This window comes from Paracoccus cavernae (genome assembly GCF_042430175.1).
GTDB lineage: Bacteria > Pseudomonadota > Alphaproteobacteria > Rhodobacterales > Rhodobacteraceae > Paracoccus > Paracoccus cavernae.
Genome location: NZ_JBHMDZ010000001.1, coordinates 513,803 through 534,049, shown reverse-complemented (window position 1 = coordinate 534,049; position 20,247 = coordinate 513,803). Strand labels below are relative to the sequence as shown.

Sequence of the window (20,247 nt, the reverse complement as noted above, 5' to 3'; positions counted from 1 at the left end):
CGGAGCCTTTGATATGGCAGACAAAGACCACACGCCGATCAGCGTGGAAGAAATGGCGCATGCTTTCGAGGAAGAGACCGGCCCCGTCGATCTTTCCCCCTATTCGGTCGAGGACTGGATCACGCTTGCCGTGTTCTGGGGAATGGCCCTTTGCGTGTTCCTGCAATTCTTCACGCGTTACGCGCTGAACAACAGCCTGACCTGGACCGAAGAAGTCGCGATGAACTGCCTTGTCGTCGTGGTCTTTCTGGGCTCGGTCATGTGCGTGCGTATGACGCGCCATATCGTGGTAGACATTCTTTACAACTTTCTGTCGCGCAAGGCGGGCCGCGTGCTCGAATGCATCGTCGACGTCATCACGGTCGGCTTCTTCGTCTACATGACCTGGCTGATGTGGCGCTATGTCGGCGTCGTCGGTTCCGAGCGGATGGTCACGATCGATCTGCCGCGCGGCATCATCTATTACACCGTGCTCGTGTCCTTTGCCCTGATGGGTCTGCGCGCGCTGCAAAATCTGGTCAGCGACATGCGCAGCACCAAAACCGTTCGTGAAAAAGCCGCGGAAAGCGGCGTATCGGGAGTATAAGGGCGATGCTGCTACTGATTGGAGCCTTTCTTGTCCTGCTGCTGATCGGCGTGCCGGTCGCGGTGTCGATGGCGGTGGCCTCGCTGCTTTATCTGGGCATCTACGATGTCGCGCCCGACATTATCGCGGCGCAGCGCATGATCGCGGGGGTGGAGAGCTTTCCGCTGATCGCGGTGCCCTTCTTCATCCTTGCCGGCAACCTGATGAATATCGCGGGTGTGACCGGCCGCATCTACCATTTCGCCCTCTCGCTCGTCGGCTGGATGAAGGGCGGTCTGGCACAGGTCAACATCATCGGTTCGGTGGTGTTCTCGGGCATGTCGGGGACCGCGCTGGCCGATGCCGCCGGTATCGGCACGATCGAGATCAAGGCGATGAAGGATCACGGCTATCCGGTCGAGGCCGCCGTCGGCGTCACCGCCGCATCGGCCACGCTCGGTCCGATCATCCCGCCCTCGCTGCCTTTCGTGATCTACGGCATGATGGCCAATACCTCGATCGGCGCCTTGTTCATGGCGGGGATCATTCCGGGCGTGGTCATGACCAGCCTGATGATGCTGACGGTTTATATCTTCGCGCGCCGCTACGGCTGGGGTTCCGACACGCCGTTCAACCTGCGCCAGCTTTTGGGCGCCGGCGGCGAAGTGCTGATCGTTCTGGGCTTTCCGGTCGCGATCTATGCGCTGGTGATGATGGGCATTTCGGTCAACCTTGCCGTGATCATCGGCCTTGCCGCCCTGATCGCGCTGGATTGGTATTTCGACTGGTACGCGGTCATGGCGCTGATGGCGCCGGTCCTGCTGATCGGCGGCATGACGCTTGGCTGGTTCACCCCGACAGAGGCCGCCGTCGCCGCCGTGCTCTGGTCGATGTTCCTCGGCCTCGTGCGCTACCGCACGATGACGTTCCGCAGCCTCGCGAAAGCCTCGTTCGACACGATCGAGACCACGGCTTCGGTCCTGTTCATCGTGACGGCGGCCTCGATCTTTGCATGGCTTCTGACGGTCAGCCAAGCGGCGCAGCTCTTTGCGGATCTGATGTTCTCGATCACCAACAACTGGTGGACCTTCCTGATCATCGTCAACATCCTGCTGCTGATCGTGGGCGCATTCCTCGATACGATCGCGGCCATCACGATCATCGTGCCGATCCTGATGCCGGTCGCGGCGCGCTATGGGGTGGATCCGGTCCATCTCGGCCTGATCGTCACGCTCAACCTGATGATCGGCCTGCTGACGCCGCCGGTGGGGATGGTGCTCTTCGTGCTGGCGCGGATCTCGAAGCTCTCGGTCGAGAGGACGGCGCTCGCGATCCTGCCGTGGATGATCCCTCTGTTCGTGGCACTGCTGCTGATCACCTTCATTCCGGCGATCAGCCTGTGGCTGCCGACCCAGCTTGGTCTGATCAAGTAAACCGCCTTGCCCGCGCCCCGACCGGCGCGGGCTTTTCATTACGGTGTCGAAAGGGCGTTTCATGCGCACCAGAGTGGCGCGTCTTTACGGCGCGCGCGATTTGCGGGTCGAGGAACAGGAGGTCGCGGACCTAGCCGCGGGCGAGGTCCTGCTGCGGATGGCGGCGGGCGGGATTTGCGGCTCGGATCTGCATTATTATCAGGACGGCGGCTTCGGTCCGGTCCGCGTGCGCGAGCCGATCATCGCGGGCCACGAGGCCGCGGGCCGCGTCGAGGCGGTCGGCGAGGGCGTCTCGCTGCCCCTTGGCACGCTGGTCGCGGTCAATCCCTCGCAGCCCTGCGGCAACTGCGACTATTGTGCGCGGGGCTTGCCGATCCATTGCCTCGACATGCATTTCATCGGCTCGGCCATGCGCTTGCCGCACGAGCAGGGGATGTTTCGCGATCTGTTCACCGTACCGGCCAAACAGGTCCATGCCTTCCCCGAGACAACGACCGAGGCCGAGGCCGCCTGTGCCGAACCCCTCGCGGTCTGCCTTCATGCCGTGGCTCAGGCGCGAGCGTTGCTGGGCGATCTGGCGGGGCGGCGCATCCTGATCAGCGGCGCGGGGCCGATCGGGCTTTTGGTGTTGGCCGCCGCGCGCCATGCGGGGGCCGAGGACGTGATCGTGACCGATCTGACCGATGCGGCGCTGGCGCGGGCGCACCAGATGGGCGCGGGGCAGATCATCAATGTCGCAACTGACCCCGACGCACTTTTGCCGCTGCAGGAGGGCAAGGGCCAGATCGATCTGGTCTTCGATTGCTCGGCCGCCGCGCCCGCGTTGCGCGCGGCTTTTGCCGTGATCCGCCCGCGCGGCGTCATCATTCAGGTCGGCGTGACCGGCGATATGACCATCCCGCTGAACGCTTTGGTCGGCAAGGAGATCACCTGGCGCGGCTCGCAACGCTTCCACGAGGAATTCGCCGAGGCCGTCGCCCTGATCGGCAGCCGCAAGGTCGATCTGCGCGCGATCATCAGCCATAGCCTGCCGCTCGAACGCGCGGTCGAAGCCTTTGAATTGGCGGGAGATCGCAGTCTGGCCTGCAAGGTGCAGCTGACCTTCGCCTGAGCGGCAGCACCCGAAATGAATTTCCCTCTGCGTTTGCACGCAGAGGGAGACCCGTCATTAAAGATTTCAGTTTAGGCTATTTCGCGCGAATGGCGAAGAGCTTGCGGACGGTTTCCTCGGTTTTCCAGATACCGTTGAAGCCCGCCTCGATGTAGAAGGTATCGCCCGCCTGAAAGGTCTTGGGCTCCTCGCCGTCCTGTGTCAGCGTCACCTTGCCTTCGAACATGTGGATATATTCGTCGACGCCGTAGACGACGCGGTAGCTGCCGGGGGTCGCTTCCCAATAGCCGGTCAGGAATTTGCCGTCATCGGTCTGGTTCTCGATCCATGTTTTCATCGAAGGTGTCCCTTCGACCGGCTCCCACCAGTCCAGATCCGTGGTGATCGGTTCGGAGTTCGGGGCCTGATAGGTGCCAAATTTCATCACTGCCATGGTACTATCCTGAAAAACGCAGAGCGGTTCGCTCGATAACATCACGCCGGAGAAGGCGCGCGACCAAGGCTAGCCCCGATCCCCGCGAAGTCATGAGCCGCTTTGGTCCTAGACCTTGGGTCGCCTGTCCTTGTCCATGTTTCAGGGCGGTTGGCGGTCCGTCCGGCTGGCTGTCCGTCCGCGCGTCATGCCGACAAGCGGCGGTATTGGCCGGGCGTCGCGCCGGTCGCCGATTTGAAGGCGCGGCTGAAGTGGCTGTGGCTGTCGAAACCGCAATCCAGCGCGATCTCGAGCAGGGGGCGGCCCGCGCGGATGCGGGATTTCGCGCGTTCGATACGGCGGTGCAGGATCCAGCGATGCGGCGAAATCCCTGCCGTCGCGCGGAAGCTGCGTTGCAGGTGGAACTCGCTGAGCCCCGCGAGCCGCGCCAGATCGCGCAGATGGATCGGCTGGTCGAGATGGGCCTCGATATGCTCGGTCAAAAGCCGCAATTTGCGCGGCGCGAGCCCGCCCGACAAAGGACCCGCCACCGGCGCGCCCAGATGCGAATCCGCGAAAAGGCTGGCCAGCAGCTCGGACATGGCGGTTTCGGCGGCGAAGGGATCGGCTGCCTCTGTCGCGGCCCAAAGCGCGCGGAAAGGCGCGATCATGCGCGGCGCGTCTATATAGGTCAGATCCGCCAGCGCGAGCCCGCGCGCATCACGCCCGCAGATTTCGCTATAGGCGAGGCGCAACTCCTCGTCGGGCAAATGGAGATGGAAAAACTCGAACCGCTCCGAAATCTCCCATTCCGAGACCTGCCCCTGCGGCATCAGGCAGATCGCGCCCTGCCAGCCGCGGTCGACGCCCGCCGCTTTCGCGCCCCGATCGATGCGCCGTGTCCCGCTGCCGCCCCGGGTATAGAGGCTGAGCGTATGGCCCGAGAGCCCCTCGTAGCGAACCTGCGCGTCGCGGTTGCTCCAGACCGTGGTCGAGCGCCCGTAGCCCAGATCAAGCGCCGCCCCCCGTCGCGCATGGGGCGAGGCGGCAAGGAAGGTCGATACGGGCAAAAGCGGGCCGGGCATGGCGTCCATCGCAAAAGCAGGATGCCCCCAGATTAACGCGCGCCACGCCCGCCGCCAGAGGCAAGTCGGACCGCAATCGCCCCGCGACCCGCCCCGCCGCACGATCACCGCAAGATCGTGCAAAACATTTCCGCTGCGCGGGTGTAGGGCGGGGGGAGGCGCCGGCCGATTTGCCGGATTCGCGCGCCGCTTTTGTTTTCAAGACGACTGCCCAAGGTTTGCTCATGAATATCCTCCTCTTCGCCGCCACCGTCCTGATCTGGGGTTCGACATGGATCGCGATCACCTTTCAGGTCGGGCCGGTGCCGGTTCTGGCATCGGTTTTCTACCGTTTCGCGCTGGCGGGGCTGGTCTATCTGGCGGTACTGGCGCTGAGCGGGCGGCTGGTGATCCCCAAGGGGCGCGAGCGGCTGTGGATCCTCGCGCAGGCCTTTTGCCTCTTCAGCCTGAACTTCATCTGTTTCTATACGGCGGCGGGCTATGTGCATTCGGGGCTGATTTCGGTGATCTTCTCGCTCGCGACGCTGTTCAATGCGGTGAATGCGCGGATCTTCTTCAAGGATGCGATTTCGGGGCGCACGGTGCTGGCCTCGGCTTTGGGCGTGGCGGGACTGGTGTTGCTGTTCGGGCCGGAGCTGGCGGTGTCCCATGACGGCGGCGTTCTGACCGGCATCTTTTTTGCCTGTCTGGGCACGATGCTGTTTTCGCTGGGTAACATGGTCTCGCGGCGCAACAGCGCGGCAGGGATTTCGCCGGTAACGGCGACCTCTTGGGGCATGGGTTGCGGCGCGGTGATCCTTTTGGTGCTGATCGCGCTGACCGGCACGCCGCTGGTGGCCCCGCCGGATGCGGCTTATGTCGGTGCGCTGGTCTATCTGGCGGTGATCGGCTCGGTCGTTGGCTTTACCACTTATCTGATGATGGTGGCGCGGATGGGCTCGTCGCGGGCGGCCTATGCGACGGTGCTGTTTCCGGTAGTGGCGCTGGCGCTTTCCACGGTGTTCGAGGGCTATCAATGGCATCCGAGTGCGGTTGCGGGGCTGATCCTCGCGCTTTTGGGCAATGTCGTGATGTTCGCGCCACGCCGCAAAACGGCCGCGCTTGCCGCGTGATCGCGGGCGCGCTTCTTTCCAAAGCGGGCCGCGCGGCCTAGATCAGGGGCAGACCGCCGGATAGAGGACCGCCATGACCACGCTTTACATCGATGCCGACGCCTGCCCCGTCAAATCCGAGGCCGAGCGTGTCGCGACCCGTCTGCGCGTGCCCATGGTTCTGGTCTGCAACGGCGGCATCCGGCCGTCGCAAAATCCGCTGGTGTCGCTGGTGATCGTCAGCGAGGGCATGGATGTGGCCGATATGTGGATCGCCGACCGTAGCGGTCCGGGGGATGTGGTCGTGACGAACGACATTCCTTTGGCCGACCGCTGCCTTAAAGCCGGAGCGCAGGTCGTGCAGAATAACGGCGAGATCCTGACCATGGCCAATATCGGCGGCAGGCTCGCGACCCGCGATCTCATGAGCGACATCCGCTCGGCCAATCCGAATTTTCAGGGCGGCGGGGCGGCCTTTTCCAAGGCCGACCGCTCGCATTTCCTGCAATCTCTGGACAAGGTTTTGACCAAGGCCCTGACGGTCAAAGCCTAAGGCTCAGGCCCCTTTCGCAGACAAAGCGTGAAGGCGGGGGGCCTGATCCGGCGTCAGCCCGCTCCATCCCAGAAAATCGGTGACGCGGTGGCTGATCTTCGAGGCGTGGTTGCCCTCGATATCGGACAGCCGGTGGTCAAGGAAGGGATTGGCGAAGCGGTCCAACGTCACCGCCAGATAGTCGCGCGCCTGATCGCCCATACCGCGCGCCGCAAAACCGGCCAGAACCTCGGCCTGATAGATCGCCAGCAGCTCACCCGCCAAGGGGCCGGACATGGCCTCGCGCACATAGGTTTCGCGCTTGCCCGCCTGCTGCCACAGATCGACCAGCGTGGTATGGCCAAGGTTGAGGACATGCAGCTTCAGCCGCTGGATCGGTTCGAGATCGGGCATGATCTGGATCGCGGGATGGGTCACGGGCATGGAAAGCCCCGGCTGATCCTCGATCGCCCAAAGCGCATAGGGTTCGGCCACGGCACCCGCGGGCTGCAGCTCTTGCGAGACGATGCGGTCGACCAGCGAGTTCACCCAAAGATGCTGCGAAAGCGCGTCGACAAGCGACGCATCCGCGCCCTGTTCGCGGGCGATGTCCATGACGCGGGCGCGCAGGACGTCGCCGTTCCTTGCCACCAGCTCGGTCGGCAGGATGGTCAGCGCGCCGCCGCCTGCCAGATGGCGCGCGGCCAGCAGGTGGTAAAGTTTCGCGGGATAGCTTTGCGCCGGATCGGGGCGGGGCAGGCTGTCGGCGGGCTGGGGATCAAAGCCGCGATCGGCGGTGTTCGAGACAATCCAGCGCGCCTCGGTCGCGACGATCCGTTCAAGTGCGGCGTAATCGGCGGAAAAGGCCAGCCTGCGCTTGACGACCTGCACCTGTTCGGCGCGGTCGACGGTTTCGCCACCCTCGATCCCCTTGATCTCGACGCGGTAGCCTTGGGGGGCTGCCAGCGCCTCCAGCCGGTTGCGCCGCGCGGGATCATCGGTCGTCTGGACCACGGTGACATGCGGCGCCTCGCCCAAGGGACGGCCGGTTTGCAGAAAGCTCAAGGCATGGGCCTGCAGGAAGCGGCTGGTGCCGAACTGGATGATCGGAGTGCGCAAATCGTGGTCCTTTCCAAACAAAATGCCGCCCCCGAGGACCGGAGGCGGCAGCGGGCATCAGCCTTCGATCAGGGTGATCATGCGTTCCAGACGGCGCATCGCAAGCCAGCCGTCGCGGATCAGCGGCGCATTGTCGCTTTCGCCGCGCATGGTTGCCGCGACATCCAAAAGCAGCGCGTGATAGCCCTTGTGATCCTCGTTCGCGGCGGCGGTGAAATTCGGGGTCCAGACCATGCTGTCGCAGGCCGGATCCAGAACCGCCTTGGGATCGTCCGCCTTGAAGGGCGGGTTGCGGTGCCATGCGACATTGATGACGTTTTCGACCTCGACGCGGTTGTGGTCGCCCATCACCTGCACGAATTCCATCGGCGTGCCGCGCGACTGGACCGTGCCCATGACGATATTGCCGATCACCCCGTTTTCGCATTCGAAATTCATGTGGATCAGCATCTTGCCCGCATCGGGGACATTCTTGCGCAGCTTGATGTCGGCGAATTCCGAGCCCGCGAACCACGGGATCAGGTCCATGTAATGGACGCAGTGGTGCAGGTAGAAGCCGGTATAATCGACCTCGCCCGAGAAATAGGTGGGCGCGGTCATATAGCTGCCGTGGATGCCCAGAACCGCGCCGAAATCGCCGCCATCAAGGATGTTCTTGGCGATCTTGTTGCCGGTCGAATAGCGCTTCATGAAGCCGACGGTGACCGGCACTTTCGCGGCCTCGGATGCGCGCATCAGGTCTTCAGCCTGCGCGGCGGTGGCGGCGGGCGGCTTTTCCATGAAGACCGGCAGGCCGCGCTTGATCGCGGCATGGGTTGCGCGGAAATGGACCTCGGGGCCGACCGCCATGCCGACCGCGTCGATATCGGCATTGGCGATCATGTCTTCAAAGTCGGAATAGACCGCTTTTGCGCCGAACTGGCGGGCGGCATTCTGGGCCGCCGCCTGATCGCGGTCGCAGACGGCGGCGATTTCAAAGCCGCTGCGCGCGAGTTGCGGCATCAGCATCCAGGTTGCGTGGCGGCCGCAGCCGATCCAGCCGATCTTGATCGTCATCAGTGGTTCACCTCGGCAAAGTGCAGCGCGGAGCGGATCAGGGCGAGGCCGGCGCGCAGCTTGTCGTCCTCGTTCTCGTGGGGGGCGCGCCAATGGGCGATGGGCAGGCCGACGCGGTCGTCTTCGCGGCGGAAGGGCTCCAGCGAGACCGGACCCTGATAGCCGACCTGATGGAGCGCGCGGGCAATCGCCGCCCAGTCCATATTGCCGGTGCCGGGGAAGCCGCGGTGGTTTTCGTTGGCTTGGAAATGCACCAAACGCTCGCCGGTGGCGCGGATGCAATCCGGGATCGAGCGTTCCTCCATATTCATGTGGAACGTATCGAGCATCACGCCCAGACCTTTCGAGCCGACCGCATCACAGATCTCGATCGCTTGGCTTGTGGTGTTGACGATATCGGTCTCGAAGCGGTTCAGCGCCTCGAGGCCGAAGACCTGCCCCGCAGCCTCGGCCAAGGGCGCGACCTGGGCCAGACCGTCGATGGTGCGTTTCGCGCGCTCGGCGATCTGCGCGGCCGTCCACGGATAGGGGGCGCGGCCCGCGAAGACCAAAGGCTCGCCGTAAAGCGGGCCGCCGATGATTTTGGCACCAACGCGGTCGGCGGCTTCGATGCAGAATTTCAGATAGTCGATGCCGCCTTGGCGGTTCGCGGCATCCTCGCTTGCGATCGAGCGTTGCAGGTTCACCCGCGCGGCCAGAACGATGTCCAACCCCTCGCCCTCGCAGATGCGGCGGACTTCGGCGGGGTCGAGATCATCCTCGGGCTCGGGGACCAGCAACTCGATGAAATCGAAGCCGAGTTCGCGGGTTTTCTTCAGGTAATGCAGCGCGCCGTTGTTGAAGGGGCGGATATATTGCATCGAAATGATGCCGACAGGATTTTTCACGATATGCCTCTGGGGGTCTTTGAATGAAAACTTCGGGATTTCCGGCGCGTCCCGCCTGTGGGCAGGGCGCGCGAAATGGGTGGGATCAGCCTTTGACCGCGCCTTGGGTCAGGCCGCCGACCAGCCGACGCTGGATGATCAGGAAGAGCACGGTTGCCGGCATCGCGCCGACGATGCCGCCCGCCGTCAGCAAACCCCATTGCACCTGATATTCGCCGATCATGGTCTGGACCGCGACGGTGATCGGGCGGACGTTCTGGCCGCCAAGCGTCAGCGCATAAAGGTATTCGTTCCATGCGGTGATGAAGATATAGATGCCGGTCGCGATGATGCCGGGGGTGCACAAAGGCAAGATCACCCGCACCATCGCCTGCAAGCGCGAGCAGCCGTCGGTCATCGCCGCCTCGTCGAGCGATTTCGGGATGCCGTTGATATAGCTCGTCATCATCCAGACCGAGAAGGGGATGGCGATGGTCGAGTTTGCGACAATCAGCGCGAAATGCGTGTCCAGCAGCCCCAATTGGCGCATGAGGACGAACAAAGGCAGGATCAGCAGCACCAGCGGGAACATGTTGATCAGCAGGAATTGCAGCAGCAGGATCTTTTTGCCGCGGAACTCGAAGCGCGAGAAGCTGTAGGCCGCCGTCACCGACAGCGCGAGGCCCACGACCACCGTGCCCGCCGCGATGATGAAGCTGTCGAGCATGTTGCGCGCGAAGCCCACATTGGTGAACAGGCGCTGGTAATTGTCCCAGACCATGGTGAACAGGGACGGGCCTTCGGTGAAGATCTGCTGCTCGCTGGTCAGCGAGGTCAGCAGCATCCACAGATAGGGCCCCAGCGTGAACAAGAGGATCAGCGCCATCGGCAGATCCACCGTCAGCAGGCGTTTGGGCAAGGATTTGCGACCCATGGCCATTATTGCACCGCCTTTGCCGAGCGTTTCAGATACAGGATCACGACACCCAGAAGCAGGATCGTGAAGGTCATCGCCAAAGCCGAGCCGTAGCCGAAGTTGAGGTTCGTGCGCGCCTCGAGGAAGGCGTAAAGCGGCAGGGTATAGGTGGCGTAACCCGGCCCGCCTCCGGTCATGACGAAGATCACATCCATCGAGTTCGCGACCCAGATCGTGCGCAAGAGGATCGCGGTGAACAGCACCCCCGAGATCCCCGGCAAGGTGATGTGCCAGAACTGGCGCAGGCTGCTTGCGCCATCAAGCGAGGCGGCCTCGTAATAGCTGCGCGGGATGGATTGCAGGCCGGCAAGGATCATGATCGCGAAGAAGGGAAAGCCCTGCCATGTCAGCGTCAGGATGATCGCGTAAAGCGCGGTGTCGGGATTGGCGAGCCACGGGATCGAGGTTTCCAGCAGGCCGATCCTCAGCAGCAGGTCGTTCAGCACGCCGTAGTTGGAATCGTAGATCCACGTCCACATCAGCGCGATCACGACCGAAGGCAGCGCCCACGGAATGATCACCAGCGCGCGGGCGATCGGACGCCACGGGAATTCCTGATTGAGCAAAAGCGCCGTCGCCAGACCCAAAGCGGCTTGGGCGGGCACGGTGATCAGGATCCACAGCGCGGTATGGCGCAGCGAGATCCAGAAGACCTCGTCCTGAAAGATCGCGAAGTAATGTTTCAGACCGACGAAATCGAATTTCTTGGGGCGAAACAGCACATAGTCGTGCAGGCTCATCCAGGCGGTCTGGATCATCGGGAAGAAGACGATGGCCAAAGTCACCAGCACGGCGGGCGACAGCAGTGCCAAAGGCAGGATCTGACGCCAAAGCCTGCCGTGCCGGTAGGGCTCGATCGCGAGGTCGGATTGGGTGGTCATAGGCAAACCTCTCTTGGCCCTACCGGCGGCGCCGGCAGGCAAGGCGGAACAGGTCCCGACCAAAGGGGCGTGAGGGCGCTATCCGGTCGGGGTCTCGGGGTTGGGTTCGCGGCGGTCGGCTTGCGGCGACAGCCACGCGGTTTGGTCGAAGGATCAGTTCTCGGCGAAAAGCTTCGCGATCGCCTCGTTCATTTGCTGGGCGGTGATCTCGCCGTTCAGGGCGCGCTGCATATTCGTCGGCCAGACGGTGTTGACGAATTCGGGCGTCGCCGAGGAGGCAGGCAGCAGCTTCGCGAAAGGCAGCGATTCCTGCGTCGCGTCGATAAAGCGCTTCTCGTGGCGGTCCCACGCGGCAGTGTCGGATTTCGTCACCGGAAGCTGGCCGGTCGCGGTGTTGAAAAGCGCGTTGTTGCCGGTGGTGGACAGGAACGAGATCCATTTCCACGCCGCGTCCTTGTCGGACGCATTGGCCAGAACGGCAGTCGATTCGTCGCCAAACGTCGTCCAGCGCCCGCCGCCGCATTCCGGCACGATGGTCGCGGAAACCTTGTCGCCGAGCGCCTCGACCAGATCGTTCGAGGAGCCGATATGGTGGATCGTCATCGCGGTCACGCCGGATTTGAAGGCGCCGATGATTTCCTGAAAACCGTCATTGGGGGCGGAAGGCGGGAAGACCTTGTCGTTGCGGAAGAGATCCACCAAGAATTGCGTACCGGCAACGCCCGCCTCCGAATTCAGGCTGTCGTCCAGCGCGACGCCCGTGCGCGACAGGGTGAAGGGGCCCCAATGTTCATGGCCCGATTTCGCGCCTCGGAAGCCGAAACCATAGGTGTCGATCTTGCCGTCGCCATTGGTATCGCGGGTCAGTTTGACGGCCGCGTCACGCAGGGCCTCGCAGGTCTGGGGCGGCTCGATCCCCGCTTCCTGCAGCATGTCGGCGCGGTAATAGAGATAGAGCGCGACATATTGGATCGGCAGGTAATACTGCTTGCCGTCCTCGGCCTTCGTCAGGTCGAGCAGGTTGTCCAAAAGATCCTCGCGTCCGTCCCAAGCGGCGATGCGCTCGTCCAGCGGCTCGAGCGCCTCCATCTCGGTCAGGCGCGGCAGGGCGTGCATCTTGAGCATGGCGGCATCGGGGGCATTGCCGCCGACGATCGCGGTGTACAGGTTGTCGTAATAGCTGTTCCACGGCACGTTCTGCGCGTCGATCTTGATGCCGGGGTTGGCGGCCTCGAACTTCGAGACGAGATCCGACATCGGGTTGTCGGGATTGTCGAAGTGGTACCAGAATTTCACGGTGCTGTCGGCAGAGGCGGTGAAGGGCGCGAGGCCCAGACCGGCGACCAATGCCAGCATGGCGGTCTTGGTTTTCATTGTTTCCTCCCTTTTTATTGGTCTTCAGGTGATCTTGCGGAACACCTCGCCGGCGCGGCGATAGGCCTCGACGGATTGGGGCAGCCACAGGCTCATCTGCATGAAGCCGTGGACGACACCCGCGACGATCTCGAATTCGTCCTGACGCCCCAGAGCATGAAGGCGCGAGGCAAAGCGTGCGCTATCCGAGCAAAGCGGATCGACCTGCGCCGCGTTCAGATAAAGCGGTGGCAGCTTGGCCAGCATGTCATCGGGCGCATTCGCCGGGGTCAAATATGGATCGGCAGCGCGGCCTGCCTCGGGGGTGTAGAAATCCCAATAGCGGCGCATCTTGTCGCGGGTGAGGCCGGGGCCGTCGGCGACGGCGCGGTAGCTCGGGCTGTTGAAATCGGCGTCATAGACCCCGTAAAACAGCAGGCCCGACGCGGGCAAATCCTGCCCGTCAAGGCGCAGCATCATGGCGACCGCCAGATTGGCACCCGCGCTGTCGCCCGAAACCGACCAGCGCCGGCCGGCCAACACCTCGTGGCGCGCGGCCCAGATCGCAAGGCAATCTTCCAGCCCTGCCGGATAGGGATGTTCCGGCGCGAGGCGGTAGTCGAAGGTCACGACCGCCGCGCCGCATTCGCGTGCAAGCTGGCGCGCCGCGCCGTCATGGGTCGCGCTCGAGCAAAAGGCGAAACCGCCGCCGTGGATGAACAGGACCGCATCCTTGCCCGCATCGTTTTCGGGCAGATAGACATGGGCCGTGATGCCCGCAGAGGTTTCGACCGCCCGCGTTTCCGCCATGGCGGGCGTGCCGTCGTTCCAGCGCTTGTTGCCTTCCTCGGCCAAGGCGCGGCCCTCGGCGGGGGGCAGGGTCGTTGGGTCGGGCTGCGGGCCGCTTTCGGCCGCGAGCCGGTCCAGAACGTCGCGCATTTCGGGGGCAAGCAGATCGGCGGCAGAGCTCATGTCAGGACTTCGCGTTGAGTGGCAGGACATCGGGACCGAAATCCACGATGGTCGAAATGTGATGCGAAAGCGCTGTTTCCAGCGCGGCGGCATCGCCCGATTTCACCGCATCGACGATTGCGACATGGCGGTTCGCGGTTTCCAGCAGCACGCGGCTGTCGGGTTCGGTGTTGAGGATCTTGAAGCGCTGCGAATGGACGAGGCAGCGTTGCAGGACCGGTTCGACCACCGGCATTGCGGCGGCCTCGAACAGGCGCAAATGGAACAGGCAGTCGCTTTCGAGAAGGGCATATTCGTCCTCCTGCAGGGCCGCGAGGCGCATCGCCTGCAAAAGGTCGCCCAGATCGTCGGTCAGCGCCGTATCGCGCGCCGCGATCACGCGCCCTGCGGCGCGGCATTCGATGTCGTGGCGGATGCGCAGCAACTCGCCCGCATCATCGGGGCGGGCGGGGGCGACATGGGTGTCGCGACGGGCGCGCCGCGTCACGAGACCTTCCTCGGAGAGCCGCATCAGGGCCTCGCGCACTGTGCCTTGCGAGCAGTTGAACTGGCTGGCCAGATCCATCTCGCGCAGGACCGCGCCGGGTTCCAGCGTCCCCAGCACGATGCCGCGGCGCAGCGCGGCCTCGACGATTTCGCCGGGGCCTTTTTGCGGGGCGGTCTTGGTCACGCTTCTGGGCGTCACGATGCGCGTTTCCTCCGGCTGGGTGTCATTCGATGCTTGCTTTATCGATAATCGCTACGTTATCGATAATGTCAAGATTATTGATAAACCAAGCGAGCGGCCCGGGACGCCGCGCTTCGGGGGTCTGGGAGGACAAGGGTTCATGGCGCAGATAAGCCTTGAGAAGATCGTCAAACGCTATGGCACCGTCGAGACGATCCACGGCGTCGATCTGGAAATCGGGAACGGCGAATTCGTGGCCTTCGTCGGGCCGTCGGGTTGCGGAAAATCCACGATGTTGCGGATGATCGCGGGTCTCGAGGACATCACCGGCGGGCGCCTCAAGATCGGCGATGCGCTGGTCAATGATGTCGAGCCGCGCGGCCGCGATGTCGCGATGGTCTTTCAGGATTACGCGCTCTATCCGCATATGACGGTCGGCCAGAACATCGGATTCGGCCTGAAAATGCGCGGCGAAAAGCCCGAGGTGATTCGCGAGAAAGTCGCCGAAGCCGCCGGGATCCTGCAACTGACCGATCTTCTCGACCGCCGTCCGGGCCAGCTTTCGGGCGGCCAGCGCCAGCGTGTCGCCATGGGCCGCGCGATCGTGCGCAAGCCGAAGGTTTTCCTTTTCGACGAGCCACTGTCGAATCTCGATGCGAAATTGCGCGTCGAGATGCGCACCCAGATCAAGCGCCTTCACCGCATGCTGCGCACCACGACGATCTATGTGACCCATGATCAGGTCGAGGCGATGACGCTGGCCGACCGTGTCGTCGTGCTGCGCAAGGGCGAAATCGTCCAGCACGGCCGCCCGTTGGAGCTTTACGAGCGGCCGAACTGCCGCTTTGTCGCCGAATTCATCGGCTCGCCGCAGATGAACATCCTGCCGGGCGAGGTCATTGCGGGCGATCGCGGCCCCGCCTTGTCTTTTGCGGGCGGGGTGATCGCGCTGGACCATATCACCGCGGCGCGCGGCACCAAGGTCGATATCGGCCTGCGCCCCGAGCATCTTCTTCTCAGCCTGCCGCATGAGGCCGATTTCTCGGTCGAGGTCGATGTGCTCGAAGAACTCGGCTCGGATACGGTGGCGATCTGCATGCTGGGCGGGCGCGAGATTACCATGCGCATGGGGGCCGGCGATGCGCTGGATCTGCCCAAGGTGATCCACCTGCGCTTCGACCGCAAAAAGCTGCATGTCTTTGACGCGCAAAGCGGCGCGCGGATCGAATTTACCGCCTGATCGCGGGCATTTTCCGCCGGTTTTGCGGCCCGATCCGGCAGAAAACGGCGTGTCGCGGCAGGCTTGCCGCGGGGCGTCCGCGCGTCTCATCTATTTGATTGCTCTGGGCAAGAGTTTGCGCTTCACTCCGCAGGTGACGGCGCGGGGATGGGTGCGCATCGCCCTGCGGAGCGGCCTCGGCACGGACCGGAGCAGCCCCCCGAAAACCGCCGCATATAGGGAGGAGTTCGGAATGAAATCTTTGCTCGCTTCGGCCGCATTCGCGGTCATGGCCCTTGTTGGACCGGCGATGTCCGAAGGCGTGGTCGATGTCGCCAATGTCAACAAAGACCTCATCACAACCAAGGACGACAAGAAATACACCATCGCGACCGTGGTGAAGGTCGACGGCATCGCCTGGTTCGACCGCATGCGCGACGGCGTCGAGCAGTTCAAATCCGACACCGGCAACGACGTCTGGATGGTTGGCCCGAGCCAGGCCGATGCGGCTGCACAGGTCCAGATCATCGAGAACCTGATCGCGCAGGATGTCGATGCGATCGCCGTTGTGCCCTTCTCGGTCGAGGCGCTGGAGCCGGTGCTGAAAAAGGCGCGCGATCGCGGTATTGTCGTCGTCTCGCACGAGGCGTCGAACCTGCAGAACACCGATTTCGACCTCGAGGCCTTCGACAACAAGGCCTATGGTGCCGAGCTGATGGCGCATCTGGGCGAACAGATGGGCGGCAAGGGCAAATATGTCGCGACGGTCGGCTCGCTGACCTCGAAAAGCCAGATGGAATGGATCGACGGCGCGGTCGAATACCAAAAGACGCATTTCCCCGAGATGGAAATGGTCGGCGACCGGCTCGAGACCTATGACGATGCCAATCAGGATTACACCAAGCTGAAAGAGGCGATGACCGCCTATCCCGACATCACCGGCATTCTTGGCGCGCCGATGCCGACTTCGGCGGGTGCGGGGCGTCTGATCGCGGAAAGCGGGCTGAAGGACAAGGTCTTCTTCGCGGGTACGGGCCTTCCGTCGGTTGCGGGCGAATATATCGCGGGCGGCGACGTCAAATACATCCAGTTCTGGGATCCGGCCGTTGCGGGCTATGCGATGAACATGCTCGCCGTGGCCGCGCTCGAGGGCAAGAAAGACGAGATCAAGGCCGGTCTGAACCTTGGTCTTTCGGGCTACGACAACCTGATCGCCCCCGACGATAGCCGTCCGAACCTGCTTTACGGCGCGGGCTGGGTCGGTGTGACCGCCGAGAACATGGACCAATACGACTTCTGATCTTCGTTCTGTATCAATGGTTTGGGGCCGGTTATCGGCCCCGATCCGGCTTATACCTTCGGGAGAGGGCATGTCGGACAATATTCTGGAACTACGGCATATCGGGAAACGCTTCGGCGGGGTTCAGGCACTTGACGATGTGTCGATGACCATCCGCGCGGGCGAGATCCATTGCCTTGCCGGCGAGAACGGCTCGGGCAAATCCACCATCATCAAGGTGATCTCGGGGATCTACACGCCCGATAGCGGCGAAATCTCGATCGGCGGCGAGACGGTCGCGAAGCTTGATCCGATCAAGGCGGTCAATCACGGGATTCAGGTGATCTATCAGGATTTCTCGCTCTTCGGGAATCTGACGGTTGCCGAGAATCTGGCGATGAACACCTTCGTCATGCAGGGGCGCAAGCGCATGGATTGGCGCGCGGCTCGGGCCCTGGCGCAACGCGCGCTCGACCGTTTGGGCGTGAGCATGGATCTCGACGCCGAGGTCGGCAGCCTGCCCACCGCCAACAAGCAGATCGTGGCGATCGCGCGTGCGGTCGTGGCGGATGCGCGGTTGATCATCATGGACGAGCCGACGACCGCATTGACCCGCCACGAGGTCGACGCGCTTTTCGCCATTGTGCGCGATTTGCAGGCGCAGGGGATCGCGGTTCTCTTTGTCAGCCACAAAATGCGGGAAATGCTGGAGATTTCCGAACGTCTGACGGTCTTCCGCAACGGCCGCAAAGTGGCCGAAGGCGCGATGGCCGATTTCGACGAGGCTGCAATCACCCGCGCCATGACCGGCGCGGAGATCGCGACCGACCACTACCACTTCACCGACCGCGGGGCCGAGCCGGTCCTCGAGGTGCGCGGCCTGTCCGTCCCCGCCGCCGTCGACGGCGTCGATCTGACCCTGAAGCCGGGCGAGATCGTGGGCATTTCCGGCCTGATCGGCTCTGGCCGGACCGAGCTTGCCCGCGCCCTTTTCGGCATGGAGCGCGAGATGCGCGGCGAGATGCGTTTGGGCGGCGCGCCCGTGCGCCCGCGCTCTGTGCAAGAAGCAATCGCGCTCGGCATTGCCTATGTCCCCGAGGACCGCCTGACCGAAGGGCTGTTTCTCGGCCAGTCGATCAAACGCAACATGGTGGTCTCGATCCTCGACCGGCTGAAAAAGGGGCTGTTTCTTGATCGCGCCGCGATGGATGCGGAGACCGCGCGCATGTTCTCGGCCATGCAGATCGCCGCGCCCGATGCCGAATTGCCGGTGGGCAATCTGTCGGGCGGGAATGCGCAGCGCGTGATGCTGGGGCGCTGGCTTCTGACCGGCGCGCGGGTCCTGATCCTGAACGGGCCGACGGTCGGCGTCGATGTCGGATCCAAGGCCACGATCCACGCCATCATCCGCGATCTTGCGGTGCGAGAGGGCCTCGCGGTGCTGATGATCTCGGACGACATTCCCGAACTGGTGACCAACTGCAACCGCATCCATGTCATGCATCGCGGTCGTTTCGTCTCGGCGCTTGCGGGCGCGGAGATGACCGAAGAGGCGGTCAACGACTGCCTGAAGCAACTGAATTAAGGCGTAGAAATGGCATTCACGCGCTCCACAGAATTCATTATCGCCTGTGTCCTGATCGCCGCCATGGTGCTGATCGGACTGGTCAATCCGGCCTTTTGGGGCCTCGACAACCTGTTCAGCCTCGCGAAAGCCAATGTCATTATCGGCATCATGGCTCTGGGCGTGCTTCTGGTCATGATCTCGGGCGGGATCGACGTCAGCTTCACCGCGATCGCGGTTGCGGCGATGTATATCACCGTCAAGCTGATGGTTGCCTATCAGGTCGATGCGGTGTTCCTGCCCTTCGTGCTGGCCTGTCTGATCGGGCTGGTGCTGGGCGGTTTCAACGCCTTCATTATCGAGCGGTTCAAGATGATCCCGCTGATCGTGACGCTCGGCACTGCCTCGATCATCCGCGGGCTGGTGCTGGGGCTGATGGGCACATCCATCGTCAATATCAACAAGATGCCCAAAGAGCTGATCGCCTTCGGCAAGACCGATCTGGCGGTGGCGACATCGGCCAATGGCGCGACTTTCGGGCTGACGGCGATGGTGCTGGTCTATCTCGCGCTGGCCTTGGTCATCCATTGGGTGCTGAACCGCACGATGATCGGACGCTCGGTCTATGCCTATGGCGGCGATCCCGAATCCGCCAAACGCGCGGGGTTCAATACGCGCCGCACGATCTGGTTCGTCTATTGCACGGCAGGGATGCTGGCTGGTTTTGCGGGACTTTTGCAGGCCTCGATGATCTGGCAGGCCAATCCGCGCGACTTTCAGGGCTTCGAGCTCGACGTGATCGCGGCCGTCGTGCTGGGCGGCGCGTCGATCTTTGGTGGTCGCGGCTCTGTGCTCGGCACGGTGCTGGGGGTTTTCATGCTGGTCATGGTCAAGAATTCGCTGATCCTGATGAAGGTCGATACCACATGGCAGCGCGTCGTCGTGGGCCTGATCATCATCATCGCGACCGCCATTACCGCATGGCGCGACCGCAAGAAGCTGGGCTGAGGAGGAGGAACCGTCATGACAACCCCGACCCCCGCCCCGACCCCCGCCGCCACCCGCAAGCCGCTGCTCAAACGCCTGCTCGGAGAGGATGCCGGCATCGCGCAGCTGATCGTGATTACAGTGCTGATCTTTGTCGCGATGACCGCGCTCAGCCCCGACAAGTTCCTGCGCTGGTACAATTTCGAGTCGATTTCCTACATCATGCCCGAACTCGGCATCCTCTCGATCGCGATGATGATCGCCATGCTGACGGGGGGGATCGATCTTTCGGTCGTGGGGATCGCCAACCTCGCGGCGATCTGCGCGGGGCTTTACTTCAAGAACCCCGCCGTGGCCGAGGCGATGGCGGCAGGCGGCGCAGGGATGGTCCTGCATACCGTCATCGCCGCGCTGATCGCGCTGGTCGTGGGTCTTGGCGCGGGGGTCGCGAACGGGCTGTTGATCGCAAAGCTGCGCATCATCCCGATCCTTGCCACCCTCGGCACGGGGCAGGTCTTCATGGGCCTTGCGCTGGTGCTGACCGGCGGCCCCGCCATCGTCGGCTTTCCCGAGACATGGAGCTGGCTCGGCAACGGCAAGATTTTTGGAATCGCGACGCCTTTCTGGGTGCTGCTTGCGGTTGCGGGAGGCGTCGCCGTCCTGTTGCAGCGCACCTCGCTCGGCGTGAACCTGATGCTGATCGGGACCAATGCGAAAGCGGCCGTCTTCGCGGGGATCCGCTCGGCGCGGATGGTGATCTACAGCTATATGCTCACGGGATTTCTGGCGGCGATCGCGGGGATTTTGCTCTCGGGGCGCACCAATGCGGCCAAGGCGGATTTCGGCGGGTCCTACCTGTTGCAGGCCGTGCTGATCGCGGTCCTGGGCGGCACCAATCCGGCAGGCGGCAAGGGCAGGGTGCAGGGCGTTTTGCTGGCGCTGGTCGCCTTGATGCTGCTGTCCTCGGGCTTCCAGATGATCCGCGTCTCGAACCACCTCATCGACTTCATCTGGGGCGCGTTTCTGGTCGTGGTCATTGCGATCAACTATCTGCGCCGCGCGAAATAGGGGGCTCAACG

At 63.3% G+C, this 20,247-nt stretch carries 20 protein-coding genes; 10 read left to right on the top strand and 10 right to left on the bottom strand.

All coding sequences use genetic code 11. The features are described from left to right. Window positions 1–13 precede the first annotated feature (13 nt). The 3 genes from ACFFUC_RS02615 (at window position 14) to ACFFUC_RS02605 (ending at window position 3,109) form a co-directional block, all read left to right on the top strand. Window positions 14–586, top strand: coding sequence for a TRAP transporter small permease (locus ACFFUC_RS02615; protein ID WP_377683244.1), 573 nt, complete (start codon window positions 14–16; stop codon window positions 584–586). 5 nt (window positions 587–591) lie between these two features. Then, on the top strand, window positions 592–1,998 hold the full coding sequence (locus tag ACFFUC_RS02610) for a TRAP transporter large permease (protein ID WP_377683242.1): 1,407 nt from the start codon (window positions 592–594) through the stop codon (window positions 1,996–1,998). Between the two features lie 61 nt (window positions 1,999–2,059). Further along, a complete protein-coding gene (locus tag ACFFUC_RS02605) occupies window positions 2,060–3,109 on the top strand; it encodes an L-idonate 5-dehydrogenase (RefSeq protein ID WP_377683240.1) in 1,050 nt (349 codons plus the stop codon). A gap of 76 nt (window positions 3,110–3,185) precedes the next feature. On the opposite strand, the gene ACFFUC_RS02600 is transcribed toward ACFFUC_RS02605, so the two are convergent. Then, window positions 3,186–3,542 carry a cupin domain-containing protein gene (locus tag ACFFUC_RS02600; protein WP_377683239.1) on the bottom strand — a complete coding sequence of 119 codons (357 nt, stop codon included), beginning with the start codon at window positions 3,540–3,542 and terminating at the stop codon, window positions 3,186–3,188. Between the two features lie 185 nt (window positions 3,543–3,727). Then, the gene (locus tag ACFFUC_RS02595; protein ID WP_377683237.1) at window positions 3,728–4,615 is read right to left on the bottom strand and encodes a helix-turn-helix transcriptional regulator; all 888 of its coding nucleotides are present in this window, start codon (window positions 4,613–4,615) and stop codon (window positions 3,728–3,730) included. Window positions 4,616–4,830: 215 nt separating this feature from the next. On the opposite strand from ACFFUC_RS02595, the gene ACFFUC_RS02590 reads away from it, so the two are divergent. Both ACFFUC_RS02590 and ACFFUC_RS02585 read left to right on the top strand, forming a co-directional pair. Continuing rightward, entirely contained in the window at window positions 4,831–5,718 is an 888-nt protein-coding gene (locus tag ACFFUC_RS02590) for a DMT family transporter (RefSeq protein WP_377683235.1), read from the top strand. Between the two features lie 73 nt (window positions 5,719–5,791). Continuing rightward, window positions 5,792–6,250 (top strand): YaiI/YqxD family protein, encoded by a 459-nt coding sequence (locus tag ACFFUC_RS02585; protein ID WP_377683233.1) that lies wholly within the window; start codon window positions 5,792–5,794, stop codon window positions 6,248–6,250. A 3-nt stretch (window positions 6,251–6,253) separates the two neighbouring features. Here the strand turns inward: ACFFUC_RS02585 and ACFFUC_RS02580 are convergent, their stop codons facing one another. From ACFFUC_RS02580 to ACFFUC_RS02545, 8 genes are all read right to left on the bottom strand, one after another. Next, entirely contained in the window at window positions 6,254–7,348 is a 1,095-nt protein-coding gene (locus ACFFUC_RS02580) for a mannitol dehydrogenase family protein (protein ID WP_377683231.1), read from the bottom strand. A gap of 57 nt (window positions 7,349–7,405) precedes the next feature. Continuing rightward, window positions 7,406–8,404: a Gfo/Idh/MocA family protein gene (locus tag ACFFUC_RS02575; RefSeq protein ID WP_377683229.1), complete on the bottom strand. Its 999-nt coding sequence runs from the start codon at window positions 8,402–8,404 to the stop codon at window positions 7,406–7,408. After that, window positions 8,404–9,291, bottom strand: a complete 888-nt coding sequence (locus ACFFUC_RS02570; protein WP_377683227.1) for a sugar phosphate isomerase/epimerase family protein — start codon at window positions 9,289–9,291, stop codon at window positions 8,404–8,406. Before ACFFUC_RS02570 ends, ACFFUC_RS02575 begins: the two co-directional genes overlap by 1 nt. A gap of 85 nt (window positions 9,292–9,376) precedes the next feature. Continuing rightward, complete coding sequence (locus tag ACFFUC_RS02565) at window positions 9,377–10,210, bottom strand: carbohydrate ABC transporter permease (RefSeq protein WP_377683225.1); 834 nt, start codon at window positions 10,208–10,210, stop codon at window positions 9,377–9,379. Beyond that, window positions 10,210–11,127: a carbohydrate ABC transporter permease gene (locus ACFFUC_RS02560; RefSeq protein WP_377683223.1), complete on the bottom strand. Its 918-nt coding sequence runs from the start codon at window positions 11,125–11,127 to the stop codon at window positions 10,210–10,212. The genes ACFFUC_RS02565 and ACFFUC_RS02560 overlap by 1 nt, the downstream gene beginning before the upstream one ends. Before the next feature lie 153 nt (window positions 11,128–11,280). Continuing rightward, entirely contained in the window at window positions 11,281–12,501 is a 1,221-nt protein-coding gene (locus ACFFUC_RS02555; RefSeq protein ID WP_377683221.1) for an ABC transporter substrate-binding protein, read from the bottom strand. A gap of 24 nt (window positions 12,502–12,525) precedes the next feature. Next, the gene (locus ACFFUC_RS02550) at window positions 12,526–13,452 is read right to left on the bottom strand and encodes an alpha/beta hydrolase (RefSeq protein WP_377683218.1); all 927 of its coding nucleotides are present in this window, start codon (window positions 13,450–13,452) and stop codon (window positions 12,526–12,528) included. A 1-nt stretch (window position 13,453) separates the two neighbouring features. Beyond that, a complete protein-coding gene (locus tag ACFFUC_RS02545) occupies window positions 13,454–14,137 on the bottom strand; it encodes a GntR family transcriptional regulator (RefSeq protein ID WP_377683217.1) in 684 nt (227 codons plus the stop codon). 142 nt (window positions 14,138–14,279) lie between these two features. Here ACFFUC_RS02545 and ACFFUC_RS02540 point away from each other — a divergent pair, with 142 nt between their 5' ends. The 5 genes from ACFFUC_RS02540 (at window position 14,280) to ACFFUC_RS02520 (ending at window position 20,236) form a co-directional block, all read left to right on the top strand. After that, window positions 14,280–15,359: an ABC transporter ATP-binding protein gene (locus ACFFUC_RS02540; protein WP_377683215.1), complete on the top strand. Its 1,080-nt coding sequence runs from the start codon at window positions 14,280–14,282 to the stop codon at window positions 15,357–15,359. Window positions 15,360–15,591: 232 nt separating this feature from the next. Further along, on the top strand, window positions 15,592–16,638 hold the full coding sequence (locus ACFFUC_RS02535) for an autoinducer 2 ABC transporter substrate-binding protein (RefSeq protein WP_377683213.1): 1,047 nt from the start codon (window positions 15,592–15,594) through the stop codon (window positions 16,636–16,638). 70 nt (window positions 16,639–16,708) lie between these two features. Next, window positions 16,709–18,202, top strand: a complete 1,494-nt coding sequence (locus ACFFUC_RS02530; protein WP_377683211.1) for a sugar ABC transporter ATP-binding protein — start codon at window positions 16,709–16,711, stop codon at window positions 18,200–18,202. A gap of 9 nt (window positions 18,203–18,211) precedes the next feature. Next, the gene (locus ACFFUC_RS02525; RefSeq protein WP_377683209.1) at window positions 18,212–19,189 is read left to right on the top strand and encodes an ABC transporter permease; all 978 of its coding nucleotides are present in this window, start codon (window positions 18,212–18,214) and stop codon (window positions 19,187–19,189) included. A gap of 15 nt (window positions 19,190–19,204) precedes the next feature. Further along, window positions 19,205–20,236, top strand: a complete 1,032-nt coding sequence (locus ACFFUC_RS02520) for an ABC transporter permease (protein WP_377683208.1) — start codon at window positions 19,205–19,207, stop codon at window positions 20,234–20,236. Window positions 20,237–20,247: the final 11 nt, after the last annotated feature.

Coding starts and splice junctions, on each gene's coding strand:
- ACFFUC_RS02615 (WP_377683244.1), top strand. CDS start 14: ATGGCAGACAAAGACCACACGCCGATCAGCGTGGAAGAAATGGCGCAT.
- ACFFUC_RS02610 (WP_377683242.1), top strand. CDS start 592: ATGCTGCTACTGATTGGAGCCTTTCTTGTCCTGCTGCTGATCGGCGTG.
- ACFFUC_RS02605 (WP_377683240.1), top strand. CDS start 2,060: ATGCGCACCAGAGTGGCGCGTCTTTACGGCGCGCGCGATTTGCGGGTC.
- ACFFUC_RS02600 (WP_377683239.1), bottom strand. CDS start 3,542: ATGGCAGTGATGAAATTTGGCACCTATCAGGCCCCGAACTCCGAACCG.
- ACFFUC_RS02595 (WP_377683237.1), bottom strand. CDS start 4,615: ATGGACGCCATGCCCGGCCCGCTTTTGCCCGTATCGACCTTCCTTGCC.
- ACFFUC_RS02590 (WP_377683235.1), top strand. CDS start 4,831: ATGAATATCCTCCTCTTCGCCGCCACCGTCCTGATCTGGGGTTCGACA.
- ACFFUC_RS02585 (WP_377683233.1), top strand. CDS start 5,792: ATGACCACGCTTTACATCGATGCCGACGCCTGCCCCGTCAAATCCGAG.
- ACFFUC_RS02575 (WP_377683229.1), bottom strand. CDS start 8,404: ATGACGATCAAGATCGGCTGGATCGGCTGCGGCCGCCACGCAACCTGG.
- ACFFUC_RS02565 (WP_377683225.1), bottom strand. CDS start 10,210: ATGGCCATGGGTCGCAAATCCTTGCCCAAACGCCTGCTGACGGTGGAT.
- ACFFUC_RS02560 (WP_377683223.1), bottom strand. CDS start 11,127: ATGACCACCCAATCCGACCTCGCGATCGAGCCCTACCGGCACGGCAGG.
- ACFFUC_RS02555 (WP_377683221.1), bottom strand. CDS start 12,501: ATGAAAACCAAGACCGCCATGCTGGCATTGGTCGCCGGTCTGGGCCTC.
- ACFFUC_RS02550 (WP_377683218.1), bottom strand. CDS start 13,452: ATGAGCTCTGCCGCCGATCTGCTTGCCCCCGAAATGCGCGACGTTCTG.
- ACFFUC_RS02540 (WP_377683215.1), top strand. CDS start 14,280: ATGGCGCAGATAAGCCTTGAGAAGATCGTCAAACGCTATGGCACCGTC.
- ACFFUC_RS02535 (WP_377683213.1), top strand. CDS start 15,592: ATGAAATCTTTGCTCGCTTCGGCCGCATTCGCGGTCATGGCCCTTGTT.
- ACFFUC_RS02530 (WP_377683211.1), top strand. CDS start 16,709: ATGTCGGACAATATTCTGGAACTACGGCATATCGGGAAACGCTTCGGC.
- ACFFUC_RS02525 (WP_377683209.1), top strand. CDS start 18,212: ATGGCATTCACGCGCTCCACAGAATTCATTATCGCCTGTGTCCTGATC.
- ACFFUC_RS02520 (WP_377683208.1), top strand. CDS start 19,205: ATGACAACCCCGACCCCCGCCCCGACCCCCGCCGCCACCCGCAAGCCG.